Genomic DNA, 25,675 nt, shown 5'->3' on the forward strand with positions numbered 1-25,675 from the left:
AACTGTTGACTGTAATGGAACATTAGCAGCTCCAACTACTACTGATATTTGTGCTGGAAATATCACAGGAACAACAACCGACACCCTTAACTTTGTTGAAGGTGGAAGCACCACCATTACTTGGACTTTTGATGATGGTAACGGAAATACAACTACAGCCAGTCAAGTTTATAACTATGATGATACTACTGCTCCTGTAACACCAACATTACCAGATTTAAATGCACAGTGTTCAATTACACCAATAGCACCAACCACAACCGATAATTGTGAAGGTACTATTACAGGAACAACATCTTCGACTTTTCCAATTACAACTCAAGGTACTACCATTGTTACTTGGAATTTTGATGATGGTAACGGCAACAGTATAAACGTCAACCAAAACGTTATTATCAACGACACAACTCCACCTACAGCAATCTGCCAAAACATCACAATTACAATTGATGCATCAGGAAGTACCTCTATAAGTGAATCTGATATTGATAACGGCTCTTTCGATAATTGCGGTATTGCGGCAATGACATTAGATACCCTGAACTTTGACTGTTCTAATTTAGGTGCAAATACAGTAACACTTACAGTTAGAGATAATGCAAATAATATCTCTACTTGTACAGCAACTGTAACAGTTGAAGATCCTGCTCAAAATGCATCTGTAAATATTTCTGTGAATACAAATGAAATCTGTGAAAATGAAAATGTAATTTTTACAGCTGCTCCAGTTAATGGTGGTACCGTCCCTATTTACGAATGGTTTATAAATGGTGTTTCTTTTGGAACAAATAGCGACACATTTATACCTTTTACAGCCTTGAATAATGGTGACGACGTTTATGTTTTAATGCAATCGAGCTTATCGTCTTGTATTATACCTAAACAGAGTAATACAATCACAATGATTGTTAATCCCTTACCCATTGTTTCTGGACCTTCAAACTTTTGTATCGGAGATACAGCAACCTTAACACCAGCAACATCGGGTTGGGTTAGTAACTCTGGAATTGCTTCTATAGATAATAATGGAGTTGTAACTGCAAATTCATCTGGTACAGCAACATTTACTTTCACAGATGGTAACGGTTGTAGTTCTGACTTTTCTTTAGTAATTAATGATTTACCAATCATTACCAACCTACCTTCTGGTAGTACCATTTGTGTCAATGAGTCTCACTCATTAAGTACCTCTGTTAACGGAACATGGAATAGTAGTGATAATAGTATTGCTACAATTTCAAACACTGGTGATATTTTAGGAATAGCAGCAGGTAATGTCGATTTTATTTTTACAGATAGTAATGGCTGTAGTGGAACTACAGTTTCTATTGAAGTTCAAGAATCTCCGATAATAACTTCAATTAGCGCATCAGAAAGCCCTGTTTGTGCTGGTGACCCAAGTATATTATCTGTAGACGTACCAGGATCTGGTACCAATATAGAAACTCTTATAAATTATGATTTCAATTCTGGTAATAACTATGGTGCATTAAATGGGCAGGAAGCTCCTGGCATCACCTCAACAGTTTATGAAGGTAATAACATGCCATTTTCAAGACAAGGTGGTGTGGCAACAGGTGGATCTGCATTTACAACTAATAATACCGCTGGAAATGCTCTAAGACAGATTGATGGTGCAGGTGATGATGAAGGCTACTGGGTTTTTGACATTGAAGGTTCAGACTTAAATACCTATGAAGACTTTTCTCTTTATTTTCAAACGAGAAGAACAAACAGAAGAGGATCGGATAAATACATCTACATATATTATCGTGTAAATAATTCAGGACCTTTTAATTACTTTAGTCAAGTTTTTATTAATAATAACAATGCAGCTACCAATTGGACCCAAGTAACCGCTCCTGTTCCTGCCTTAGCAAATAATCCTAGTAGACTTCAAATTGCTGTATTAGTTACAGATGGAAGAAATAGTAATAATAGACGTCCAAATATTTTGATAGATAATTTTCAAGTACAAGGAACAACTGTTGGTTCTGACTATTTATATTCATGGACTTCTAACACTGGTGCAGATTCTGGTCTTCCAGCAGATGCAGGAACTCCGTTATCCACAAATGATAATATTACTGTTAATCCGGAAGTCACTACTGAATATGATGTAACCGTTACAAATAGTAATGGATGTTCAGTAACAACACAGGTAACAGTAGATGTATTTCCTTCACCTGAAATAACGGTAAATGCAGATTATTGTCCAATCGATGACCCAAGTACATCTCAAGATGAAAGTAACATGGTTCAACTTGTAGCGAGTGCTAATGTTCCTATTAGCAGTTGGACATGGTTAACCGATCCTGAACAAACAGGAAATACAATTTATGTAGATATTGCTGATTTTTATCAAGTTATTGGTTTAACACCAGACGGTTGTTCAGAATCTGGAACAATAAGTGTAGCACAAGAATTAGTCATCGATGGAGACTTTACAAATGTCGATATTATGGATGATAGTGGCTATACATTTCAAAGTGGTCACACCTTTGTACCAAACCAACCAGGATTAGTACCTGCGAATCGTGGAGAATTATGGAATGATTCAGGTTTATTAGGATACACCATTACACATAGAGGAGACGACGTACACCGATTCTTTAGAGGTACTGACCATACCCAAAATACTGTAGGACCTCAAAACTTTATGGCCGTTAATGGAGATTCAGGTATTCAAGTATGGAGTCAAAATAACACTGCTATTCAACCAAATACCACATATTATTTCTCTGCTTGGGTAATGCGCTTAGTCAATGGAAATCCGCCACAATTAGTCTTTAATATTAATGGTACACAAGTTGGAATTTCAATAACACCTCCTGCTAGGAGTGGACCAGATAATGTGAATAATAACTGGGTTAGATTTTATGGAAATTGGACCTCTGGCCCAACTGAAAATTTTGCTGATATTAGTATTGAAAATTTAAATCCAAATCAAGGTGGTAACGATTATGGTATAGATGATATCTCTTTTGGTACATTATCTACCTTTATCAGATTAACGTCACCTGACGGAACCGATAGTAACCAAATTATTTGTCAAAACGAACCTATTACAAATGTCACCTACGATATTGGAGGTGGTTTAGATTTACCAAATATTGAGTGGTTTTTAAACGGTAGCACCACCTCTTTAGGTCTTAATGTTTTTCCTGATGGTTTATCTGCAACCTTTAATGGTTTAGAATATGTGATAAGCGGTAGTCCAGAAGATTATGGTGTATTTGATTATACCATAACAACATCCTCTATCTGTGATGTCAAAGAAACTAATGGAGTTATTGTTGTTAATGAAGCACCTGTTGCTACTATAGATGCTATTACAACACCTATTTGTTTTTCTCAAGGCAGTATTCCATTGAGCGTAACTTTAGGTGGTACAGCAACTTCAGGAACTTGGTCTTCCTCTGGTTCAGGTAATTTTAGTAACATATCTAGCAACGGTACCAGTGCCATTTATAATTTTGGAATCAACGATACAGGTAGTGTTATCCTAAGCTTTACAACCAATGATCCTTCTGGACCATGTGGTGCTCAAACCGCTAACGTAGAGGTTGATATTACCACTTATGCTATAGCAGATGCAGGAAACAATATTGACAATACATTAAGTAGCTGTGAAGATGTCACAGTATCTCTTTCGGCAAATAGCAGTGTAGGTGAATGGTCCGTAACCTCATCACAAGATCCAAGTACCTACTTTTTCTCTAATGCTAGTGATAGTAACTCATCATTTACTGGAGAAAGTGGAGAAACTTACACCTTACAATGGGAAGCTATAAATACGTCTCCTTGCAGCAATACAATGGATACAATCACTGTTACATTTGCTAATTGTGGCACTAACATCACATTTGACGGAGCAGAAGATTATATCAGTTTTGGAAATAACTATGATTTAAATATTAACTCATTTAGTCTTGAAGCATGGATCAAAGCAGACGAACTTTCAGGCAGTAGAACTATCTTTTCTAAACGTAGCAGTGACAATTCAAATACAGGATACGACCTTACGTTAATTGGAAATAGATTATTTTTCCGTTGGGATAGAAATCAAGTCTTTGCAACCCAAACGATAAATAACAGTAAATGGTATCATGTCGCAGTTACATTTGGACGTAATGCATATAACATGTATATCGATGGGTTCAGAGTGTTAACAACAACATCTGGAAATGCACCATCACCTAACGCTAATAAAGCACTTATTGGAGCAATGGATACATCAAATGACGAACCTGTGAATTACTTCGGTGGTGATATTGATGAAGTTAGAATTTGGGATGTTGCTTTATCGGAAGGTCAAATTCGTGAAATGATGAACCAAGAAATAGAAGCTAATGGAACAAATGTAAGAGGAGTCGTTGTACCTTTAGACATCTCTGATAACCTACAGTGGAGAAACTTAATTGGTTATTACCAAATGCGTTTTGGACCACAGGCAGTGGTTAGCAATGGTACTATTCAAGATATTTCAACGTCATCACCAATTTCTGGTCAACTCACTAAAATGACCGATGTACAAGAAGAAGCAGCACCAATTCCATATGTATCTAATACAGACGGTGTTTGGGATAGCGAATCAACTTGGTTAAATGGTTCTGTACAGCAAATACCAAACTCTAAAGTGAATAGTATTAATGGATTTCAACAAAACTGGAATATTGTTAGAACCGCTACGAATGTTAAAACCGACAGACCTTCTAATACATTTAATAGAACAACCGTTCTTGGTTTATTAGTAGATGATAACAGATTAAGTATTGAAAACGACCAACATATAATTGTAGATAAATATCTTATTATAGACGGTACTTTAGATTTAGTTGGAGAATCTCAACTTTTACAACCTATGGGTAGTATTGTAGATTACTCTGGTATTGGAAAATTAGAACGCAGTCAACAAGGTACATCTAATTTGTATAACTATAATTATTGGAGCTCACCTGTTAGCAGTGATGGTAATACATATTCAATAGGTAGTACCTTATACGACGGTAGTAATCTTACAAATATCCAACCTTTAAATTGGATTAGTGGTCATGATGCAAATCCATCAACCACACCAATTTCTATTACTAGAAGATGGTTATACTTATATGAAAATTATCCCGAAAACACTTATGCCGATTGGAGAGCTATAAACGAAAACACCCCAATTAATGTGGGACTTGGTTATACAATGAAAGGAAGTGGAAGCTCTAGCGCTGATCAGAACTATGTTTTTGTAGGGCAACCAAATAATGGCCTTATTACGACGCCTGTTTCAGGAGGATTCCAAGCCTTAATTGGTAACCCATACCCTTCTGCCATAGATTCAGAAACCTTTATTAATGACAACAGTAGTGTTTTATCTGATGGTGCCTTATATTTCTGGGAACATGCGCCATCAAACTCGTCTCACGTATTAGCCGCTTACGAAGGTGGTTATGCCGTTAGAAACTTAACAAACGGAATTCCTGCGGTAAGCACTCCTGAAATAAATGGCACCGGAAATGCGAATAAAATCCCAGGACGCTATGTTCCCGTAGCCCAAGGATTCTATGTTACTGGTAATGCTACAGGCGGACAAATAACATTTAATAATAATCAAAGAATTTTTGCTAAAGAAACAAATTCAACCTCATTATTTTTAAGAAGTACAAATACAGAACCAGAAAATGAGGTGGCTGATGCAAGTGAAAGTAACGATCAGTTTATACGATTAGATTTTATTAGTCCTCAAAATTCAATAAGACATTTATTGATTGGTTTTATGGATAATGAAAATGCAACAGACGGTATTGATTATGGGTATGATGCTCTAAATACAGAATCATTCCCAAGTGATATGTCATTTAATATTGAAGGACAAAAGTTCCTTATTCAAGGTGTCAATACCTTCGATGTTACTAAATCATATCCACTTGATATTGACTTAACAACTGGTGGTCCTATTGAGATTGCATTAGATGATTTAGAAAATTTTGACGAAGAGATCGATGTATTTATTTTTGATGCTGAATTTGGAACCTACACAAGGTTTAACGATGTCAATTTCCAAATGAACTTAGAAGCTGGAAGCTACAGTGGAAGATTTTCATTGGTTTTCCAAGAAGATGCAACTTTATCTACGATTCAAAATGAATTTGAAAATGTTACCCTAAGATACTTGAGCGATACAAATGAAATCTATTTAAAAACACCAGCATCTGTAGAAGTTAAACAACTCTACTTAATTAATGTTACTGGTCAAACCATAGCATCATGGAATGCTACCAATTTACCAATGTCTAATGAAATTAAAATTCCTGTAAGATCAATTTCTGAAGGTGCTTATATTGTAAAAGCTGAAACAGATACTGGAACGTTTAATAGAAAGCTCATTGTGAAATACAAATAGTTAAAAGAAAACAGTCAAAACTCGTTAGTTTTGACTGTTTTCTTTTAATACAAATTGATTTGCTAGCATTTCAGTTAAAAATATTCAATTTAGATAAATAAAAATATAGCATTTAAACGCACTTACTAGTATTTCATCTATATAATAGTTACGTTTACATCCTAATTGTTTTGAAACCTAAATGCACCGAAACTTTTATCCTATGAAAAAAATTCTACTATCCGCCTTTGTAATCGCACTAATAATCTCTTGCAGCACTAGCAAACAAATAGAAAGAGCCGTTAATTCTGGTAATTACGATCAAGCTATTTCTAATGCAATTAATAAATTACGTACTAATAAAAATAAAAAGCGCAAGGCTGAATATGTTGTAATGCTTCAAGAAGCTTACTTTAAAGCCAATAAACGCGATGCCGATGAAATTGATTATTTAAAGCAAGATGACAATCCAGAAAACTATATTAAAATATATGATTTGTATGTCAATTTAAACAATAGGCAACAACGTATAAAACCACTTCTACCATTGTATGTTAATGATAAAGAGGTAACGTTTAAAACTAAAAACTATAACAGTGCTATGGTTGCATCTAAGGATATGGCGTCTTTGCATATGTACAACAATGCTAGAGCCATTATTGATGATTCATCTACAAGTAAATTAGATTATAGATTTGCTTATGACCAACTCAACACCATTGAAGAATTAAATCCTAATTTTAGAGACGTGCGTGAGTTAATAAATGTTGCACACCAAAACGGAATTGATTTTGTTTTGGTTGAAATGATTAATGATACAGAAAAAGTCATTCCAAAACGATTGGAAGACGATTTACTCAATTTCAGCACCTATGGCATTAATAATCTTTGGACTATTTATCACAATAACACAGACGATAAAGTAACATACGATTATAAAATGCTTTTAAATCTGAGACAAATTAATGTGTCTCCAGAACAGGTAAAAGAACGTCAAATTATAAAAGAACGTCAAATTGCAGATGGTAAAAAATTACTTTTAGACGATCGTGGAAATCAAGTTAAAGACAGCCTAGGTAACGCTATAGAAATCGATAATCTTAAAACTGTGCGTTGTGAATTTTACGAATTCTCACAGTTTAAAGCAGTTCAGATTACTGGTAACGTAGAATATTACAACCTCAACACCAAACAACTCGCAGATGCTTTTCCTATTACGAGTGAATTTATATTTGAGCATATTTATGCCAATGCGCAAGGAGACCGAAGAGCGTTAGATACTAATCTTTTACCGTTTTTAGAACTTAGAGCGGTTCCCTTCCCAACCGAAGAACAAATGATTTATGATTCTGGAGAAGATTTAAAACTTCAATTAAAAAATATTATTAATTCTTATTCGCTTAATTAAGGTTTTATTTATAGAGACAGATTAGTCTCTAAACAAACCGACCCAAATCCATCTCATTAATAGCTCCATGAGAAGCATGCGCAACCACTACTCCATTTCGTAACACCAAAAGTTGTGGAGATTGATGCATCACTTGAAATTTATAACCAACTTCATTCGACACCTCTCGATAGCTCAATAAATCTAAATAATATAAATCTGCATTGGCATCTAAATCATAAGCAGAGACAAATTGTTTCATTACCATACTGCTAATACCACAACGTGTAGAATGCTTAAAAACAATCTGAGTTTTAGTTTTAGACCGTTCTGTAATAGTATTTAATTGTGATACATTGACTAAAGGTTGCCAAGGCAATATTTTTTCTTCTTTTTTTTCTTTTGGTTCAGATGAACCGAATAATTTCTTAAACATATGTTATTCTTTTCCAATTCGTGCGAAAGCAGGAATCTATTATTAGCTTATAGTCGAAACAGCTCAACAACCTTACACACAGACAAAACGTCACGCTAAACCATACTAAATCGGTCATTTTGTCGTTTTTATATTACAATTTTCAATTGGTAAGATTATTGTCTAAAGATAAGCAAATAGTTGGTCATTCTGAGCGTAGTCAAAGCATCTAAATAAGATGGCTGTGTACTAATAATGACCGAAAATTAAAGAAAAATCAAGTTAAACGATAAAAAAGATACCTGTTTTCGCAGGCATATAAAAAATGAATTTTAATAATTATACCATTAAATCACAAGAAGCCATTCAGCAAGCGCAGCAGCTTGCTCAAGGGTTTGGACATCAACAAATAGAAAACGAGCATATTTTTAAAGCCCTTTTTAATATTGATGAAAACGTACTGCCATTCCTTTTAAAAAAGTTGAATGTCAATCTTGCTATGCTTCAACAAATTTTAGACAAAGAACTCGAAAGTTTTCCTAAAGTTTCAGGTGGAGATATTATGCTATCTCGAGAAGCAAGTAAAGTATTGAATGAAGCCGCTATCATCGCAAAAAAGATGAATGACGACTATGTTTCTATTGAGCATTTAGTACTCGCTATTTTTAAATCTAAAAGTAAAATTGCCCAAATCTTAAAAGACCAAGGAGTTACAGAAAAAGGATTAAATGCAGCTATTGAAGAACTACGAAAAGGTGATCGCGTAACCTCTCAAAGCCAAGAAGACACTTATAACTCGTTAAGTAAATATGCAAAAAACTTAAATCAGTTAGCAAGAGACGGAAAATTAGATCCTGTAATTGGTCGTGATGAAGAAATTAGAAGAATCCTTCAAATTTTATCGCGCAGAACCAAAAACAATCCCATTTTAGTTGGTGAGCCTGGCACAGGTAAAACGGCTATTGCAGAAGGTTTAGCACATAGAATTATTGATGGTGATATTCCTGAAAACCTTAAAGACAAACAAATTTTTGCTTTAGATATGGGATCGCTTATTGCAGGTGCCAAATTTAAAGGTGAATTTGAAGAACGCCTAAAAGCCGTAATCAAAGAGGTCACCGAAAGCGATGGAGATATCGTATTATTTATAGACGAAATTCATACTTTAGTTGGTGCTGGAGGTGGACAAGGAGCTATGGATGCTGCAAACATTTTAAAACCTGCTTTGGCTCGTGGCGAATTAAGAGCCATAGGAGCAACCACTTTAGATGAGTATCAAAAATACTTCGAAAAAGATAAAGCTTTAGAGCGTCGTTTTCAGAAAGTGGTTGTAGATGAACCAGATACAGAAAGTGCCATTTCTATCCTTAGAGGTATCAAAGAAAAGTACGAAACACATCATAAAGTAAGGATTAAAGATGAAGCTATTATTGGAGCTGTAGAATTATCAGAACGTTACATAACTAATCGTTTTCTTCCTGATAAGGCCATTGATTTAATGGATGAGGCTGCTTCTAAACTTCGTATGGAAATCAACTCTAAACCAGAAGAATTAGACGTTTTAGATCGTAAAATCATGCAACTCGAAATTGAACATGAAGCCATTAAGCGTGAAAAAGATGAATCTAAATTAAAAAGCTTAAAAGCAGATTTAGCCAACCTAAAAGAAGAAAGAAACGAACTTAATGCCAAGTGGAAATCTGAAAAAGAAGTGGTTGAAAACGTTCAGAATAGAAAACAAGAGATTGAAAACTATAAGCTTGAAGCCGAACGTGCCGAGCGCGATGGTGATTATGGCAAAGTAGCCGAAATTCGCTACGGAAAAATTAAGGATGCGCAAGAACAGTTAGAAATCCTTCAAAAGCAATTACAAAATAATCAAAGTGAAAGTTCTTTGATTAAAGAGGAAGTCACTTATGAAGATATTGCAGAAGTTGTGGCTAAATGGACTGGTATTCCTGTGACTAAAATGCTTCAGAGTGACCGTGAAAAATTGCTAAAGTTAGAAGATGAGCTACACAAGCGTGTCGTTGGTCAAGAAGAAGCTATAGAAGCCGTTAGTGATGCTGTTCGTCGTTCTCGTGCAGGACTTCAAAATCCGCAAAAACCAGTTGGCACCTTCCTTTTCTTAGGAACCACAGGAGTTGGTAAAACAGAATTAGCAAAGGCCTTAGCAGAATACCTCTTTGATGATGAAAATGCCATGACGCGTATTGACATGAGTGAATACCAAGAACGTCATGCCGTAAGCAGACTCGTTGGTGCACCTCCAGGATATGTAGGTTATGATGAAGGTGGGCAATTAACAGAAGCGGTAAGACGTAAACCCTATTCGGTAGTCTTATTAGATGAAATTGAAAAAGCGCATCCAGATACTTTTAATATACTATTGCAAGTCTTAGATGAAGGCAGATTAACGGATAATAAAGGACGAATTGCCGATTTTAAAAACACCATTATAATCATGACTTCTAATATGGGCAGCCATATTATACAAGAGCGTTTTGAAGCGACTAAGGATATTCCATCAGCCATTGCAGCTGCAAAAGTTGATGTGCTCGGTTTATTAAAACAAACCGTAAGACCAGAGTTTTTAAACCGAATTGATGATACCATAATGTTTACTCCATTGTCTAAAACTAATATTACAGACATTGTAGGCTTACAACTTAAAGGCATCACCAAAATGATTGCAAAACAAGGTATTACGTTTGATGCTACACCAGAAGCTGTGACGTATTTAGCTGATAAAGGTTATCATCCAGAATATGGAGCACGACCTGTAAAACGCGTCATTCAGAAAGAAGTTTTAAATCAATTGAGTAAAGAAATATTAGCAGGAACTGTTACAACAGACAGTATTATATTATTAGATGAATTCGATGGGCAACTCGTTTTTAGAAATCAAGGCGACTTAGTTGTGGAAGAAATTTAATTTCAATGTAACAATTGAGCTTTATAAAAGTCTTTATAATGATTGGTTGATTAAAGCAACACGGATTTTATATCGAAAAGCTATCGGTAAAAAAAGATGTGTTGCTTTTCTTTTGCAACAAATTCAAAAAACAATAGACTTATAAATCAAACTAAAAAACAGAATCAATGAAAAAATTACTATCCCTTTTTAGCATCTTTTGCTTATCAATTCTAGCCACTAATGCGCAAAAATTGGAGAACTCAACCCTTTGAAAAATTGAAGGTAACGGTTTAGAAAAAGCGTCTTATATCTTTGGTACCATACATATTACTTGTGATGCCACCATAGATGATGGCGTAAAAAAAGCATTAGATCAAACAAGCCAAGTCGTTTTAGAAATAGATATGGACGATCCTGAAATGATGACAAAAATGATGGGAGGTATGTATATGAAAGACGGAAAAAAAATTAGTGATTTAGTTACAGAAGATGAACTTACAACCATTGACGCCATGCTCACTAAAGAAGCCGGAATGCCCTTAAAAATGGTAGAAACCATGAAACCTTTTTTTATCATTTCAATGCTTTACCCAAAGATGCTTGATTGCCCTATGCAGTCTTTTGAGCAAGAATTGATTAAAATTGCACAAGAACAAAACGAAGAGATTTTAGGCCTAGAAACGATTGAAGATCAGCTTCAAGTATTTGAGGACATTCCTTACGAGGATCAGGTTGCTGATCTGTTGCGCACTGCAAAGGATAATTTAGCCTATGATAAAGTAACTTTTGCAAAAATGTTAGAATTATACAAAAATGAGGATATCAATGGCATGTTAGATATGATGGATGACGAAAATAACGTGTCTGTTGCTAAACATCAAGATAAGTTATTACATAATAGAAATAAAAATTGGATTTCTAAAATTGGGGAATATGCCAAAGATCAACCTACATTTTTTGGTGTTGGAGCGGGACATTTAGCAGGCGACAGCGGAGTCATCAACTTACTGAAAGAAGCTGGCTATAAGGTAACAGCCGTTAAAAACTAGCAACATTTAAAATTATAGAATATGTTAAGCAGTAAAAATGATGCCAACTGGTATCTGTTTTTACTGCTTTATATTTAAAAAGTAAGTCGATTCTAAAAACTTATTGAGTTCCATAAAATTATTAATTAGATCATGACCCAATTAAAAAAATGAAATTAATATCAGAAATAAAATCATCCATTTAAAAGAATAATTATCATGCTCTAAATGAATAACTTTCAGAGTTATCAACAATTATTCGACGAAATGCATCATAATTTTTAAAATTTAACATTCCTTTTAACGGATAAATTAGTAATTTTGTCGAGCTATTTAATTCCAACTGTACTTTAAGACCTTAATTATCTTGTTAGTCATCCCTCTAAGTTGTAAGAGGATTACTATAGTTAATTGTTGCCTAAAATCCCTAACCTAAAAAATGGAATTAAATCAATACATAGACCACACGTTACTCAGTGCTTCAGCCACTGAAGCCGATATCCTTAGACTTTGCGAAGAAGCATTAAAATATAATTTTTATTCTGTTTGCGTTAACAGTAGTTATGTTCATCTGGCCAAACAAGCTTTGGGCAAATCTGATGTTAAGGTTTGCACTGTTGTTGGTTTTCCTCTAGGAGCTATGTCTACCGAAGCCAAAATATTTGAAGCAAAGAACGCTATCGATCAAGGTGCTACTGAAATAGATATGGTTATGAATATTGGTCGTCTTAAAAGTAAAAATCACGTTGCTGTCCTTAAAGATATCAGTAATATAAAACGAGCCATTGGTTTTACTCCTCTAAAAGTCATTTTGGAAATAAGCGAATTATCTAAAAATGAAATCGTAAAAGCTTGTGAAATTTGTATTGATGCCAAGGCCGATTTTGTTAAAACATCTACAGGCTTCTCCAAAAGTGGCGCAACATTGACTGCTGTGAAGATTATGAAAAAAACAGTAAGAGACCACTTAAAAGTGAAAGCATCTGGAGGCATTAGAGATTTAGAAACAGCTCTAAAATATATAGAAGTTGGTGCTGACAGAATTGGTGCTTCTGCTGGTGTTGCCATGATGAATAATCAAGTATCAAACTCCACATATTAATTCAATTCCTTTTGCTAACTTTGTGCTATGAGTGTACATATTGAAGCAAAAAAAGGAGATATTGCAGAAACCATACTTCTTCCTGGTGATCCTTTGCGAGCCAAATGGATCGCAGAAACATTTTTTGAAAACCCTAAATGTTTTAATAAAGTTAGAGGCATGTATGGCTATACTGGTACTTACAATGGTCAACGTATTTCTACCATGGGAACTGGTATGGGAGTGCCAAGCATCTCAATTTATGCCAATGAATTGATTACAGAATATGGTGTGAAAAACCTCATTAGAGTTGGCAGTGCTGGCTCCTATCAAAAGGATGTAAAATTACGAGATGTTGTCTTAGCCATGGCAGCTTCATCTAATTCTGGTGTAAACGAATTACGTTTTAATGGCGCCAATTATGCACCAACAGCAGATTTTAATTTATTTATGAAAGCCGTTGAAGTCGCTAAACAAAAAAACATTCCTATAAAAGCCGGAAATGTATTATCATCAGACGAGTTTTATGAAGATGATAAGGAGGCTTATAAAAAATGGTCTAAATTCGGAGTGCTGTGCGTAGAAATGGAAGCTTCTGGTTTGTATACCGTTGCAGCTAAGCATAATGCTAATGCTCTAGCCATACTAACGATTTCAGATTCTTTGGTTACTGGAGAACATACCACAAGTAAAGAACGTGAAACAACTTTTAAAAGTATGATTGAGGTGGCTTTAGAGTTAGCTTAGTTTTTTGAAATTTCACTTTTTCAAAAATATAATTTGACGATACAATAATTGTAATGTTTACGTCTTATCTTTATAAGATAATAAAACCCGCTTTGTTCTAAATTAATTATGAAAAAAATAATCCTAATACTACTCATTACCTTAATTGCTTTTCCATCTTGCAAAGAGAAAACAGAAAATAGCAATGAAGATGTTATTGCAACCTATTATCTTATTAGACATGCCGAAAAAGATAGAGGTGATAAAATCAATAAAGATCCACATTTAATTCAGGTAGGACGTCAACGTGCAAAAGCGTGGCAGAAACATTTTAAGGATATTAAATTTGATGATGTTTATTCTACCGATTATAATAGAACTAAAGAAACCGCACTTCCAACCGCAAAAGCAAATAATCTTATTATTCAACTTTATGATCCCTTTGCTATAGATATGAAAGCTTTTATGGAAAAAACAAAAGGAAAAACCGTGCTTATTGTAGGTCATAGTAATACCACACCTAAATTTGTGAATGACCTCATAGGCGAAGAAAAATATGACGATATTCAAGATTTTAACAACGCTAATTTATACAAAGTTGTAGTTACAAAAGAAGGTGTTACCTCTGAGCTGTCAGTGGTTAATTAGACAGAATTTATTCATTTTTGACTCTTGTTTAGTTGAGCATCTGTATTTTTTAATGGCTTTAATTGATGGAGGTTGATCCCAATTCGAAGTTAAAATCCAAAAGAAACAGTTTCAAAAAAGGCATACTTTCTGCCGTTAGGCATTTTATATAGATAAAAAAACGGCTTCTATCTGTGTTAATAGGTTTCTATGATGTGACGCTTTTTTCAAGATAAAAACAAATAGCACGTCATAAGAAACAAAAAAGACAAAAATATCTAAAGTAAAAACTGATACCCATTAAATAAAGCAATACTAATATTTTAGTTTCTTTTGAAGTTTGCAACCTCTATATCAAAGAAATACCACAGTCTTTGGCTATCTTGTTTTTCTAAACTTTTATCGATAAAACAATTCTTACGTAACTTTTTAAAGGGATTTCTTATCAATACATAGAAAAAAAAGCAAAATCTATAATTAAGTTATTAACTTTGAATTTACAACAACTACTTGGTCTTATAGATTTATGAAAACAGTTATGTTATTAGGAGGTACTAAGGGTGTCGGCAAAGAGATTCTTAAAGCGTCCTTAAAGAAAGGATACAACGTGTCCTTTTGCGGAAGAGATGAAGTACTCGGTGCTGAAATTATTGAAGCATTAGATGCTAAAGATAAAACATACTTTCATAAAATTGATTTAAATTCTATTGATGGAATTAAGGCTTATTTTAATGAAACCATTAAAAAGTTTGGTCAAATAGATGCTTTAATCATATATGCAGGTATTACACCTGTCGCATCAATTATTGACACAGAAGAAGACCTCTACGATAAAGTGTTTAATGTCAACTTAAAAGCTCCATATTTCTTGTTAAAACATGTTTTAAAATCCATGATGGAATTCAAAACAGGTTCAGTTGTGTTTTTTGGTTCAGCACATATGGATTATGGACAAGCAGACCGCACAGCTTATGCATTAACAAAAAGTACACTTTATACCTTATCCACTCATATTGCACATCATTATGCCAAATACGGTATACGCTCTAACTATGTGGTAATGGGTTGGACACATACCGAAGGTGAACTGGAATTGCGATCTACTGAAGGTATTAGTGAGGAAGAGCTTAAAGAAAACGCAGGTAGCATTATACCTATGGGACGTATGTTAAATCCATCAGATCCTGTACCAGCAGTAATGCACTTTATTTCCGATGACTCTGCAATGACCACAGGTTCTATAATGCGTATCACTGGAGGTGAATATATTTAAGTAATAAGTTATGACGTCATCTTTAATTTTTTATTCACAAACAGCAGAGCTCTTAGAAGGACCTGTTTATGATTATGAAAATAACTATTTATACTTTGTATCCATTTTTGATGGATTGGTTTATTGTTACACTCCTTTAACCAAAGAATTATTGAGTATAAAACTGAGTTCACCTGCAAGTTGTATTTATATTTTAAAGGAAAAGGAAGTTTTAGTCGCTTCAAAAGATGGTTTTTTCGAAGTTAATTTTAATACGCTTGAAACGGCTTTTGCTTTTCAAATAGAAACGAATCCTTTGGTGAGATACAATGATGGCATAGCAGACCCAAAAGGGCGCGTTATAATTGGCACCATGGGTTATCCTGAAATTAAGAAGAACATTGGAAACGTCTATTCGTACTACAAAGGTGAATACAAAGTGATTATTAAAAACACTACAATATCTAATGGCTTAGCGTTTTCGCTAGATGAAAAGTTTCTGTATTTTATTGATACACCTGTTAAAAAGGTCGCTAAATATAAATATGATTTAGACTCTGGCGATGTAGTTTTTGATTCTTATGTCATAGAATTTAATGGAAAAGGAAGTCCTGACGGCATGACCATAGACGATAAGGGCATGCTTTGGATTGCAGAATGGGGAGGCTCATGCGTTTCGCAATGGAACCCTCTCACAGGAGAATTATTAAACAAAATAGAATTACCTCATAAAAACGTTACATCGTGTTGTTTTGATAACAACGCCAACCTATATATAACCACAGCAATGGACGACACAGATGCTAATCCTAATGGTGGTGGTCTATTTTACATTCAATTAAACCAAAGTTAAACATGTCAGGAATTAAGATTAGTGTTATTGTTCCTATTTATAAAATAGAAAATTATTTACCGCAGTGTATTGATAGTCTCCTAGAGCAATCTTTTTTAGATTTTGAACTTATTTTGGTCAATGACGGAAGTCCTGATGGTTGTCCAAAAATTTGTGATGACTATGCCAAATTAGATCACAGAGTTAAAGTGGTTCACAAAGAGAACGGAGGTTTATTATCCGCAAGAAAAGCAGGTTTAAAAGCAGCCTCTGGTGAATACATTGCCTATGTAGATGGAGATGATTGGGTAGATCATTATTACCTAGACATCTTATACAAATTAGCTAAAACAAATTCAGCAGACCTAGTTTCTACAGGGCATTTTAGAGAATTTAATGGTAAAATTGAAACTATAAAACCGTTATATTTCGGTAACTTTAATGCGCATGACATTAAACATTCAATACTTCCAAACGCCATATATAATGGTGAATTTTGTAAGCATGGTATATCTACTTATGTATGGAATAAACTCTTTAGAAAAGATATATTAAGTAAAGTACTTTTTGACGTGCCAAATGAAATTGTGATGGGAGAAGACGCTGCTATCACCTACTCATATTTAGCCATGTGTAAACGTCTAGTTAAAAGTGACATCCCTTTATATTACTACAGGCAAAGACACGATTCTATTGTTAAATCTATTGAAAATCCTAAAATAGAATATTACAGACTCGGTCTTTTGATGCATTTTTTAAAAACGAAGCTAAGTCCTGTTATGGATAAAGAAACTCTAGATAGACAACTTACTTATTATTTGTATTCACAAATTTTAGTAAGATCTGGAGGTCTTATAACGAATGCTATTGAAGGTCAGGTTTTTAATCCTTTTTTAAAGGTTAAAAAAGACTCAAGAGTTGTAGTTTACAGTTCTGGTTCTTTTGGTCAGCATATATTATCAACTAATGAAAACACAAGTTTCTTTAAAATCATCAAATGGATAGACATTGACTATCATGATTTAAAGATTGGTAAAAACTCTGTTAAACCCATCAGTTCTGTAAATAACGATGAATTTGATTTTCTAATTATTGCAACAATCAACCCTACTGCCTACGGACGTATTAAAAGTGAATTGCAACTAATGGGTATTGATGAAGCTAAAATTGCTGAAATAGATACGGATGAAACACAAATAAAAACCCTGATCAAAGCTATAGGCTTCGATAATGACTTTAAATTTCAGAATACTTAGAAGGTACCTATATATTCAAATAAAACTACCGATTTAACATAAACGAACAAATATCATTTCATAAACATGTCTAAAAAAATAATTATACTCGGCGGAAACCCAGAAACTGCAGCAGTTGTAAAAGTTGCAAACGCTATGGGACTATATACAATTGTTATAGATATGGGTCACAATTCCCCAGCCAAACAAAAAGCAGATAAAACCTATGACATCGATGTTTTTGAAGTAGAGCAAATTGCAAAAATCGCTAAAGACAACGAGGTTGATGCCGTTTTAGTAGGTGTTGCAGATATTTTGGTAAAGCCTTACAAAGATATTTGTGATATTCTAGGTATTCCTTGTTATGCTACTACAGAAGCTGTTGAAGCCTTTTGTAGTAAAGATGGCTTTAAAAAATATTGTTTAGACTTTAATATCTTAGATATTCCTGGTATTTATATTGAAGGTATTGAAAACATAGATAAACCGCATCATCTCAACTACCCTGTAATGGTAAAACCTGTTGATAATGGTGGTGGTGTTGGTATGAAAATCTGCAGAGACGAAGCAGATTATAAGAAATCTGTAAAAACCGCCTTTGGTTTCTCTAAAAAAGGAGTGATTTTGGTTGAGCGCTATATGGATTGTGACGATATGGCTGCCTATTACACGTTTAAAGACGGTGTGGCACACATCTCTGCAATATCAGATAGAGTTACAACCAAAATACAAGGAGATGCCAGTCCAGTATGCATTGGTGCCGTATATCCTTCTAAACATAGTCAACTGTTTATAGAGCAAATGCACCCAAAATTGGTCAAACTTTTTAAGGCTTTAAAAATAGAAAATGGCATATTAAACATTCAGTTTTTTGTTGAAGATGACATTATTTATGCTTACGACCCAGGATTTAGACTCCAAGGAGAAGCACCGCATTTTCACCTTTTACACATTCATGGTTTCGATCATAGAGAAATGCTTCTAAATTTTGCATTAACAGGTGTTTTTGGTGATGCTGATTTTGAAGCGAAGAATGATCATAACTTCAATGGACAAAAAGCATGTACTGTATGGGTATTATTAAAAGATGGTGAAATTGATACGATAGAGGGTTTGGAAGCTATAAAAGCAGATGAAACCGTGCACTTTGTTTTAGAACGATTTAAAAAGGGTGATGTTGTAGAACCGGTTATGCTTGGCACAGAACGACAAGTATATGCCAGAATTTATGTAGTAGCAGACACCATTTCTGACGTGAATAATAAGATAAAGAAGATTGAAAACCTCCTTAAAATTAAAGATACAAATGGTAACGATATGATTTTAGAATGGCTACAACCATTTAATGAAAGTGATTATATCTAGGGGTCAACTAAATCAACTTTTATGTTTTCTAATTCTATTTTAGAGAGCAATTTAAGTTGATTTTCATCAAAAGCTTTTGCTAAATTTTCTAGTTTTATTGATGTGTTTTCAGACTTGTAATTATTATAATCTACAAAGCGTAATCCATTAATATAACGTTCGTTATAGGCTTCTCTGAAGCGCATGCCGACTCCGTCTTCTTCATTGTATGAATAGGCGAGGTAATCTAACTTAAAGCTTTCTTTACCAAACCAGTAGATAAAAATATCTTCGTGATCTTCACCTCCACCTTCTTCATTAAAGGTCACTTTTATTTTATAATAATCTTTGCCTTTTACACGCTCGTTTTCTAATCGTGTTTTGATAACTGCATCATCATTTAATCCATGAGGTAACACCGAAAAATAATGTACCGAATTAACAGATGCCTCATACAGTTTAGCAATAGAATCATTTAGTTTTACAAAGGCATTATTACGATAGCGCTCAAAGCCAACATTACTAAGCATATCAAAAATAGAATCTTGGTCTTTCACCGAAACTCGGACTAAAAGAAACTCGTGATTTTTACGTAAAGCTTGATAATAAACATCTCTAAATTCAAACTTAAGACTCGATTTTTTAAACACTCCACCACCTGAAACTGCTATCGCTTTATTAACAATTTTATCGGCTGATAATTGTTTATCAGAAGTTTCTAAACTAAGTTTCACAGTGTTGGAATTTTCATTTTTACAACAAAAAAGCAACGCAACAAACACAAGTACCAAGTAATTTTTCATCAATAATTTAATTTAAAATACTAAAGTCGTAAAACTAACCCTAAGATTACAGAAAAACTAGTGTTCCGTTGTGGTAGGTGTTTTAGTTATTGGCTATTGCTGCTGGCATTTGGCTCTTGGCTATTGGTTATTGGTTATTGGTTATTGGTTATTTAAAAAATTTTGTGTCTGGTTATACATAAAACAATAAGCTTCGAAATAAATTTCATCTTCATCTTCATCTTCATCTTCATCCTCAGAAGGAATAATATTTATGGAAGGCTCACGTAAAACTTCTTTATTAGCAATATTGCGTTCTAAAGATAATAGAAGCGAAGGTAATAACAACAAGTTAGATAACATGGCAAATAGTAAGGTGATAGATACTAACGCACCTAATGCTACCGTACCACCAAAGCTAGAAACGGTAAATACTGAAAATCCAAAGAACAAGACAATAGAAGTATAAATCATACTCACACCAGTTTCTCTGAGTGCTGCGTAAACTGATTTTCTAATTTTCCAGTGGTTGGCTTGCAATTCTTGTCTGTATTTTGCTAAGAAATGTATGGTATCATCCACGGAAATACCGAAGGCGATACTGAACACCAAAATGGTTGATGGTTTTATAGGTACACCAACATAACCCATTAAACCTGCTGTAACAACAAGAGGCAGAAGGTTAGGAATTAGCGAAACAATAATCATTCTAAATGATCTGAAAAGGTAAGCCATAAACAATGCTATTAGAACAATGGCAAGCGTCAACGAAATAATTAAATTTTTGACCAGATATTTGGTACCTTTCTGAAAGACGAGTGCTTTACCAGTCATGATCACTTCATAACGTTCCTCAGGAAATACTTTATTAATTTTTGTTTGCAGATCTTCTTGAATGCGTTCCATTTTATCAGTACCAATATCCTTCATAAAGGTGGTAATACGTGCATATTGCCCTGTACTATCTACAAAATTACTCAGTAAATCAACATCTGATGTTGAGTTTTTAGCATAAGATAAAATAAAACTATTTTCTTGGCTTGTTGGGAGTTGATAATATTTTGGATTACCGTTGTAATAGGCTTGTTTACTATATTTAACTAAACTTACAACCGATATTGGTCGGGATAATTCTGGAATATCATCAATCAATTCTTCAAGTTGTTCCATGCGTTTTAAGGTGGCCAATTTCATAACTCCTTTTTTCCGCTTGGTGTCTATCATAATTTCTAATGGCATAATACCATTAAATTCAGATTCAAAAAACCGAATATCTTTAAAAAATTCCGTGTTTTGTGGCATATCTTCAATCAGACTTCCAGAGATTTTAATCTGATGAATACCAATGATACTGGCAACAATTAAGACAAGTGTGGTAATATAAATGGTAATTTTTTTGTGTTTTACCATGTTTTCCATCCAACCTACAAACGCACCAATCCAACGTTTGTTTAAATGTTCTAAATGTCGTTCTTTAGGGTAAGGTAAAAAGGTATAAAGAATAGGAATAATAAGTAGGCATAATATAAAAATGGCGACGATGCTCAGCGAAGCTACAATACCAAATTCTTTTAGTAATTTACTTTCAGTAAGAATAAAGGTTGCAAATCCTGAGGCTGTAGTAATGTTTGTCATTAACGTAGCATTACCAACTTTGGTAATCACCCGTTGTAATGATTTTACTTTATTGCCATGAGATTTAACTTCGTGCTGGTATTTATTAATTAAAAACACGCAGTTAGGAATACCGATAACAATAATTAAAGGTGGAATAAGCGCTGTAAGAACAGTGATTTCATAACCCAATAACCCTAAAATTCCAAAGGTCCACATCACACCAAAACAAACCACAATTAATGAAATAAACGTCGCTCTGAATGACCTAAAGAATAGAAAGAAAATTAATGACGTAACAAATAAAGCACCTCCAATAAAAATAGGAATTTCATCAACGATGTTTTGCGCATTTAAGGTTCTAATGTAAGGCATACCAGAAATCCGAACATCGAGACCAGTGTCATTTTCAAAAGCTTCAATTTTTGGTAATAAATCATCGATAACAAAATCCTTTCTTGCGGATGTATTTACGATATCTTTTTTCATATAAAGTGCGGTACGAATAGTTTTCGTTTTGGCATTAAATAAAAAGTTGTCGTAAAAAGGGTATTGCTTAAACAATTCGTCCTGAAGTTGATTGATTTCTTCAAGACTAGAAATAGAATCTTTAATAAAGGGTTGTAAATCAAATTGTTCTTTATCCGTATTTTTAATGAGTTTCTGTAAATCTTTTAGCGAAAGTATAGATTCAACAGCATCATAATTTTTAAAAGTATCTGCCAAGTTATTCCAAGCATTAAATTCTTTCACCGAGAATAAACGTTCGTCTTTAATTCCTAAAACAATAAGATTGCCTTCTTCTCCAAAAACTTCTAAAAAATCATTATAAATGAGGTTGACTTCGTGGTCATCTGGCAGTAGGTTGGCTTCTGTAAAGGTGAAGCGCATATGTTTCCATTGCATACTAAAAAACACAGTCACTAAAATAATAGCGATAAGTATAAAGATTTTATTACGTAGAATAAGTCTCGCAATGGCCTCCCAAAATCCTGTGGTTAAAAGTTTAAACATGCTATAGCAACGTCCTTAAGTTTGGTTATATCTGTTTTAGACATAGAGATTAATTTTTCTGATAAAATTGGTATCATTATTAATTCTAATTAAATCAAAAAAATAAAGAACAAAGGTAGAAAAAACCTAAGGATTACGAATTCAGAATGCCTATTTAATTTTAATATAATTAGGGCGATTTCATTACTTTACTAGCGTAATAAAAAAGTATAGTAGAACTATTTCAAGGGTCTTATACTTTTCTAGATGCTGAAAATTTAGGCTTAAGAATTTATTAACCTAAAATTACTCCGTGATTTGAAATTGGAAAAATTTATTAAAGCGTAAAGTACTAGAAGTTGTTGCTGTAATAGGTTTTACAATGCCAGATTAAACGTAAATTTAAAGGCCATATTATCTTCTAATTTTGGCAAGTGATAGGCACCGTATCTGTAGGCAAAACTCAATCCAAATCCAAAAAACAGCTTATTAATTTCAAAACCAGATTCTGAATAGCCTTTGTTGAGCGTGCTAAATTGTATACCTTGATGTCTTGCAATACTACTCATGTCTCCAATAGCATAGCGCGAAATTAATACAAGATAAGGTTGAAAACGATCAGTAATTTTAAAAGGTTTTAGCGTATGTTTTAGTTGTAAGGTTGAAAATTTATCGCTAAAAAACTCATTGAAATACATGGTTTCAAAACTGTTTAAACCTGCCACTGAAAACCGACGTAAAATGGTTTCTTTAGTAATATTATTTGGATAGGCATGATACAAATGCGTTAAAGGAATATCTCCTCCTGCTAAACCAGCAACGAGTGTAATTTTGGTAATGGCATCGTTTTTATGCGTAAACTGCTGGATGGTTCTAAAATCGAGCTTTGAAAAATTAAAATCACTTCCAAAGACAGATTTAATACCTTGGGTAAATTGAAACGTAAATTTTGGATAGCCATCTTTGGTTTCTTTTATTTTATCGTCTACTAGTTCAAAATTACTAAACGGACTCCACTGTAAACTTAATTTAGCAGTGCTGATGTCGAAATTTTGAAAACTTTTATTATCAAATAAATAACTGTAATTGTAAGTTGGGTCTATGTTTGAAATTGCCAACTGCGTTTCAGAAAGTAAATGGTTAGATACTTTATGTTGTAACGAAAGAGATTTTGTAATGTGTCTGTGGAATAAATCGATGTTTATGAGTCGTGGTTCAAAAAAAGTAAAAAACCGTTTATCCGTTAAAAATTTAGAACTGCCTGTTTCCTGTAAATCATCTGTATAAGCAAGATTGACCCATGTGTTTGAGTTTTCATTAACTCTAAATCCGCCTCCAACTCTATATTTAAAACGTTGATCGGCAAATCCGTAAACCAAATAACCATCTATACGATAGCGTTCAGAAAAACGATCATTGGTTATGCCACCCAGACCTGTTCTAAAACCTTCGTACTGATTAAATTTTACGAGGTAACGTAAATCAAGATTAAAGTAGTTAAAGGGAAGATAGCCATTACCAATATTTTTAGCGAACTCGGTTTTTTTAATAGAATCTTGAGTTTGTTTTGGTGCCTCTTTTTTTACTTCATTTTGCGGTTGCGCATAACTGTAAGATACAAGCACCAAAAGAAAAACAAGAAGCAGACGCTGTAACATTTATTAATATAGTTATGATTAAAAAAAACATCCCAAGAAAAATCTGGGATGTTTAATGTTATGGACATAAAGATTATACCGTCATAATCTCTTTTTCCTTAATACTGAGGGTATCATCTATTTTCTTAACGTAAGTATCCGTTAATGATTGCACATCAATTTCAGCATTTTTTTGTAAATCTTCTGAAACTTCAGAGTTTTTAATTTCGTTATTGGCTTCTTTACGTGCATTTCTAATGCCTACTTTGGCATGTTCAGCTTCTGCTTTAGCTTGTTTAGCCAAATCACGTCGTCGCTCTTCTGTCAATGGTGGTACGTTTATAATGATCGTATCGCCATTGTTCATAGGATTGAAACCTAAGTTTGCTATCATAATGCCACGTTCAATTTCTTGAAGCATTGACTTTTCCCATGGTTGAACCGTTATGGTTCTTCCATCTGGTGTATTTACATTAGCCACTTGGCTCAAAGGGGTTTGAGATCCATAATAATCTACCATAACACTACCTAGCATTGCCGGACTTGCTTTACCTGCTCTAATATTAGTGAATTGCTTTTCGAGATGCTTCATTGCAGCATCCATAGCTTCTTTGGCTGTATCTATTATAAATTTAATGTCTTCGTCCATTGTGTTACTTTTTTAAGCGGGTTATCAAAATTTCAACCAGAAGTTACACGTTTACTTCTGTTCCTATATTTTCACCAGAAACGACTTTTAGTAAGTTGCCTCTTTTATTCATATCAAAAACAATAATTGGTAATTTATTTTCTTGACTTAAGGTAAAGGCAGTGGTATCCATAACCTTTAAACCTTTACGTAAGACGTCTTCAAAAGAAATTGAGTCGAACTTAATTGCTGTACTATCTTTTTCTGGATCGGCTGAATAAATACCATCAACACGCGTACCTTTTAAAATAACATCAGCTTCAACTTCTATAGCACGTAATACGGCAGCAGAATCTGTAGTAAAGTACGGATTACCAGTTCCGCCTCCAAAAATGACCACACGTCCTTTTCTTAAATGACTCATTGCTTTTCTTCTAATAAATGGCTCAGCAACTTCATTAATTTTTATAGCAGTTTGTAAACGGGTTTTAACATCTGCATCTTCCAAAGCATTCTGTAAAGCCAAACCGTTAATAACTGTGGCTAACATACCCATATGATCTCCCTGAACACGATCCATGCCATTCATAGCACCTGCTACACCTCTAAAAATATTTCCGCCACCGATAACTATGGCAACTTCAATACCTAACTCAGTTATCTCTTTAATATCTGCGGCATATTCTGATAAGCGCTCTGGATCAATACCATATTGACGGCTTCCCATTAAGGCTTCGCCAGACAATTTTAGTAGTATTCTTTTATATTTCATAGATTGATTTGAAAGTTAAGCAAATCTACATA

General features: G+C 33.9%; 17 protein-coding genes. 11 read left to right on the forward strand and 6 right to left on the reverse strand.

The window, feature by feature from the left end:
- Together AB8B52_RS04595 and AB8B52_RS04600 are read left to right on the forward strand one after the other, a co-directional pair.
- Positions 1-6,394, forward strand: a 6,394-nt coding sequence (locus AB8B52_RS04595) for a LamG-like jellyroll fold domain-containing protein (protein ID WP_406025696.1), incomplete at its 5' end; no start/stop codon positions are given.
- A 202-nt stretch (positions 6,395-6,596) separates the two neighbouring features.
- Complete coding sequence (locus AB8B52_RS04600) at positions 6,597-7,781, forward strand: hypothetical protein (protein ID WP_406025698.1); 1,185 nt, start codon at positions 6,597-6,599, stop codon at positions 7,779-7,781.
- 28 nt (positions 7,782-7,809) lie between these two features.
- Here AB8B52_RS04600 and ytxJ read toward each other — a convergent pair whose 3' ends face one another.
- Positions 7,810-8,196 carry a bacillithiol system redox-active protein YtxJ gene (gene ytxJ, locus AB8B52_RS04605; RefSeq protein ID WP_406025700.1) on the reverse strand — a complete coding sequence of 129 codons (387 nt, stop codon included), beginning with the start codon at positions 8,194-8,196 and terminating at the stop codon, positions 7,810-7,812.
- A 304-nt stretch (positions 8,197-8,500) separates the two neighbouring features.
- On the opposite strand from ytxJ, the gene clpB reads away from it, so the two are divergent.
- The 9 genes from clpB to AB8B52_RS04650 all read left to right on the forward strand — a co-directional run bounded on the left by clpB (position 8,501) and on the right by AB8B52_RS04650 (position 19,238).
- Positions 8,501-11,110, forward strand: a complete 2,610-nt coding sequence (clpB, locus tag AB8B52_RS04610; protein ID WP_406025702.1) for an ATP-dependent chaperone ClpB — start codon at positions 8,501-8,503, stop codon at positions 11,108-11,110.
- Between the two features lie 257 nt (positions 11,111-11,367).
- Positions 11,368-12,141 (forward strand): TraB/GumN family protein, encoded by a 774-nt coding sequence (locus AB8B52_RS04615; protein WP_406025737.1) that lies wholly within the window; start codon positions 11,368-11,370, stop codon positions 12,139-12,141.
- 418 nt (positions 12,142-12,559) lie between these two features.
- Positions 12,560-13,222, forward strand: a complete 663-nt coding sequence (gene deoC, locus AB8B52_RS04620; protein ID WP_406025703.1) for a deoxyribose-phosphate aldolase — start codon at positions 12,560-12,562, stop codon at positions 13,220-13,222.
- 27 nt (positions 13,223-13,249) lie between these two features.
- The gene (gene deoD, locus AB8B52_RS04625; RefSeq protein WP_406025705.1) at positions 13,250-13,948 is read left to right on the forward strand and encodes a purine-nucleoside phosphorylase; all 699 of its coding nucleotides are present in this window, start codon (positions 13,250-13,252) and stop codon (positions 13,946-13,948) included.
- 108 nt (positions 13,949-14,056) lie between these two features.
- Positions 14,057-14,575: a SixA phosphatase family protein gene (locus AB8B52_RS04630; RefSeq protein ID WP_406025707.1), complete on the forward strand. Its 519-nt coding sequence runs from the start codon at positions 14,057-14,059 to the stop codon at positions 14,573-14,575.
- A 505-nt stretch (positions 14,576-15,080) separates the two neighbouring features.
- Positions 15,081-15,827 (forward strand): SDR family NAD(P)-dependent oxidoreductase, encoded by a 747-nt coding sequence (locus AB8B52_RS04635; protein WP_406025709.1) that lies wholly within the window; start codon positions 15,081-15,083, stop codon positions 15,825-15,827.
- A gap of 10 nt (positions 15,828-15,837) precedes the next feature.
- The gene (locus tag AB8B52_RS04640; protein ID WP_406025711.1) at positions 15,838-16,659 is read left to right on the forward strand and encodes an SMP-30/gluconolactonase/LRE family protein; all 822 of its coding nucleotides are present in this window, start codon (positions 15,838-15,840) and stop codon (positions 16,657-16,659) included.
- 2 nt (positions 16,660-16,661) lie between these two features.
- Positions 16,662-17,894 carry a glycosyltransferase family 2 protein gene (locus AB8B52_RS04645; RefSeq protein ID WP_406025713.1) on the forward strand — a complete coding sequence of 411 codons (1,233 nt, stop codon included), beginning with the start codon at positions 16,662-16,664 and terminating at the stop codon, positions 17,892-17,894.
- Positions 17,895-17,960: 66 nt separating this feature from the next.
- Positions 17,961-19,238: a carbamoyl-phosphate-synthetase gene (locus tag AB8B52_RS04650; RefSeq protein WP_406025715.1), complete on the forward strand. Its 1,278-nt coding sequence runs from the start codon at positions 17,961-17,963 to the stop codon at positions 19,236-19,238.
- On the opposite strand, the gene AB8B52_RS04655 is transcribed toward AB8B52_RS04650, so the two are convergent.
- The 5 genes from AB8B52_RS04655 to pyrH form a co-directional block, all read right to left on the reverse strand.
- Positions 19,235-19,951 (reverse strand): DUF6503 family protein, encoded by a 717-nt coding sequence (locus AB8B52_RS04655; protein WP_406025717.1) that lies wholly within the window; start codon positions 19,949-19,951, stop codon positions 19,235-19,237. The genes AB8B52_RS04650 and AB8B52_RS04655 overlap by 4 nt on opposite strands.
- 210 nt (positions 19,952-20,161) lie before the next feature.
- Positions 20,162-22,627: an RND family transporter gene (locus tag AB8B52_RS04660; protein WP_406025718.1), complete on the reverse strand. Its 2,466-nt coding sequence runs from the start codon at positions 22,625-22,627 to the stop codon at positions 20,162-20,164.
- 356 nt (positions 22,628-22,983) lie between these two features.
- A complete protein-coding gene (locus AB8B52_RS04665) occupies positions 22,984-24,264 on the reverse strand; it encodes a DUF5686 family protein (RefSeq protein ID WP_406025720.1) in 1,281 nt (426 codons plus the stop codon).
- A gap of 73 nt (positions 24,265-24,337) precedes the next feature.
- The gene (frr, locus tag AB8B52_RS04670) at positions 24,338-24,892 is read right to left on the reverse strand and encodes a ribosome recycling factor (protein WP_406025722.1); all 555 of its coding nucleotides are present in this window, start codon (positions 24,890-24,892) and stop codon (positions 24,338-24,340) included.
- Between the two features lie 43 nt (positions 24,893-24,935).
- Positions 24,936-25,643: a UMP kinase gene (gene pyrH / locus AB8B52_RS04675; protein WP_406025724.1), complete on the reverse strand. Its 708-nt coding sequence runs from the start codon at positions 25,641-25,643 to the stop codon at positions 24,936-24,938.
- Positions 25,644-25,675: the final 32 nt, after the last annotated feature.

The organism is Winogradskyella sp., assembly GCF_045105575.1.
Taxonomy (GTDB): domain Bacteria; phylum Bacteroidota; class Bacteroidia; order Flavobacteriales; family Flavobacteriaceae; genus Winogradskyella.

What these genes read in the sequence shown, in the direction of transcription:
- deoC (WP_406025703.1), top strand. Translation starts at nt 12,560, where the DNA reads ATGGAATTAAATCAATACATAGACCACACGTTACTCAGTGCTTCAGCC.
- AB8B52_RS04630 (WP_406025707.1), top strand. Translation starts at nt 14,057, where the DNA reads ATGAAAAAAATAATCCTAATACTACTCATTACCTTAATTGCTTTTCCA.
- pyrH (WP_406025724.1), bottom strand. Translation starts at nt 25,643, where the DNA reads ATGAAATATAAAAGAATACTACTAAAATTGTCTGGCGAAGCCTTAATG.
- AB8B52_RS04635 (WP_406025709.1), top strand. Translation starts at nt 15,081, where the DNA reads ATGAAAACAGTTATGTTATTAGGAGGTACTAAGGGTGTCGGCAAAGAG.
- AB8B52_RS04600 (WP_406025698.1), top strand. Translation starts at nt 6,597, where the DNA reads ATGAAAAAAATTCTACTATCCGCCTTTGTAATCGCACTAATAATCTCT.
- AB8B52_RS04645 (WP_406025713.1), top strand. Translation starts at nt 16,662, where the DNA reads ATGTCAGGAATTAAGATTAGTGTTATTGTTCCTATTTATAAAATAGAA.
- frr (WP_406025722.1), bottom strand. Translation starts at nt 24,892, where the DNA reads ATGGACGAAGACATTAAATTTATAATAGATACAGCCAAAGAAGCTATG.
- AB8B52_RS04650 (WP_406025715.1), top strand. Translation starts at nt 17,961, where the DNA reads ATGTCTAAAAAAATAATTATACTCGGCGGAAACCCAGAAACTGCAGCA.
- clpB (WP_406025702.1), top strand. Translation starts at nt 8,501, where the DNA reads ATGAATTTTAATAATTATACCATTAAATCACAAGAAGCCATTCAGCAA.
- AB8B52_RS04665 (WP_406025720.1), bottom strand. Translation starts at nt 24,264, where the DNA reads ATGTTACAGCGTCTGCTTCTTGTTTTTCTTTTGGTGCTTGTATCTTAC.
- AB8B52_RS04660 (WP_406025718.1), bottom strand. Translation starts at nt 22,627, where the DNA reads ATGTTTAAACTTTTAACCACAGGATTTTGGGAGGCCATTGCGAGACTT.
- ytxJ (WP_406025700.1), bottom strand. Translation starts at nt 8,196, where the DNA reads ATGTTTAAGAAATTATTCGGTTCATCTGAACCAAAAGAAAAAAAAGAA.
- deoD (WP_406025705.1), top strand. Translation starts at nt 13,250, where the DNA reads ATGAGTGTACATATTGAAGCAAAAAAAGGAGATATTGCAGAAACCATA.
- AB8B52_RS04640 (WP_406025711.1), top strand. Translation starts at nt 15,838, where the DNA reads ATGACGTCATCTTTAATTTTTTATTCACAAACAGCAGAGCTCTTAGAA.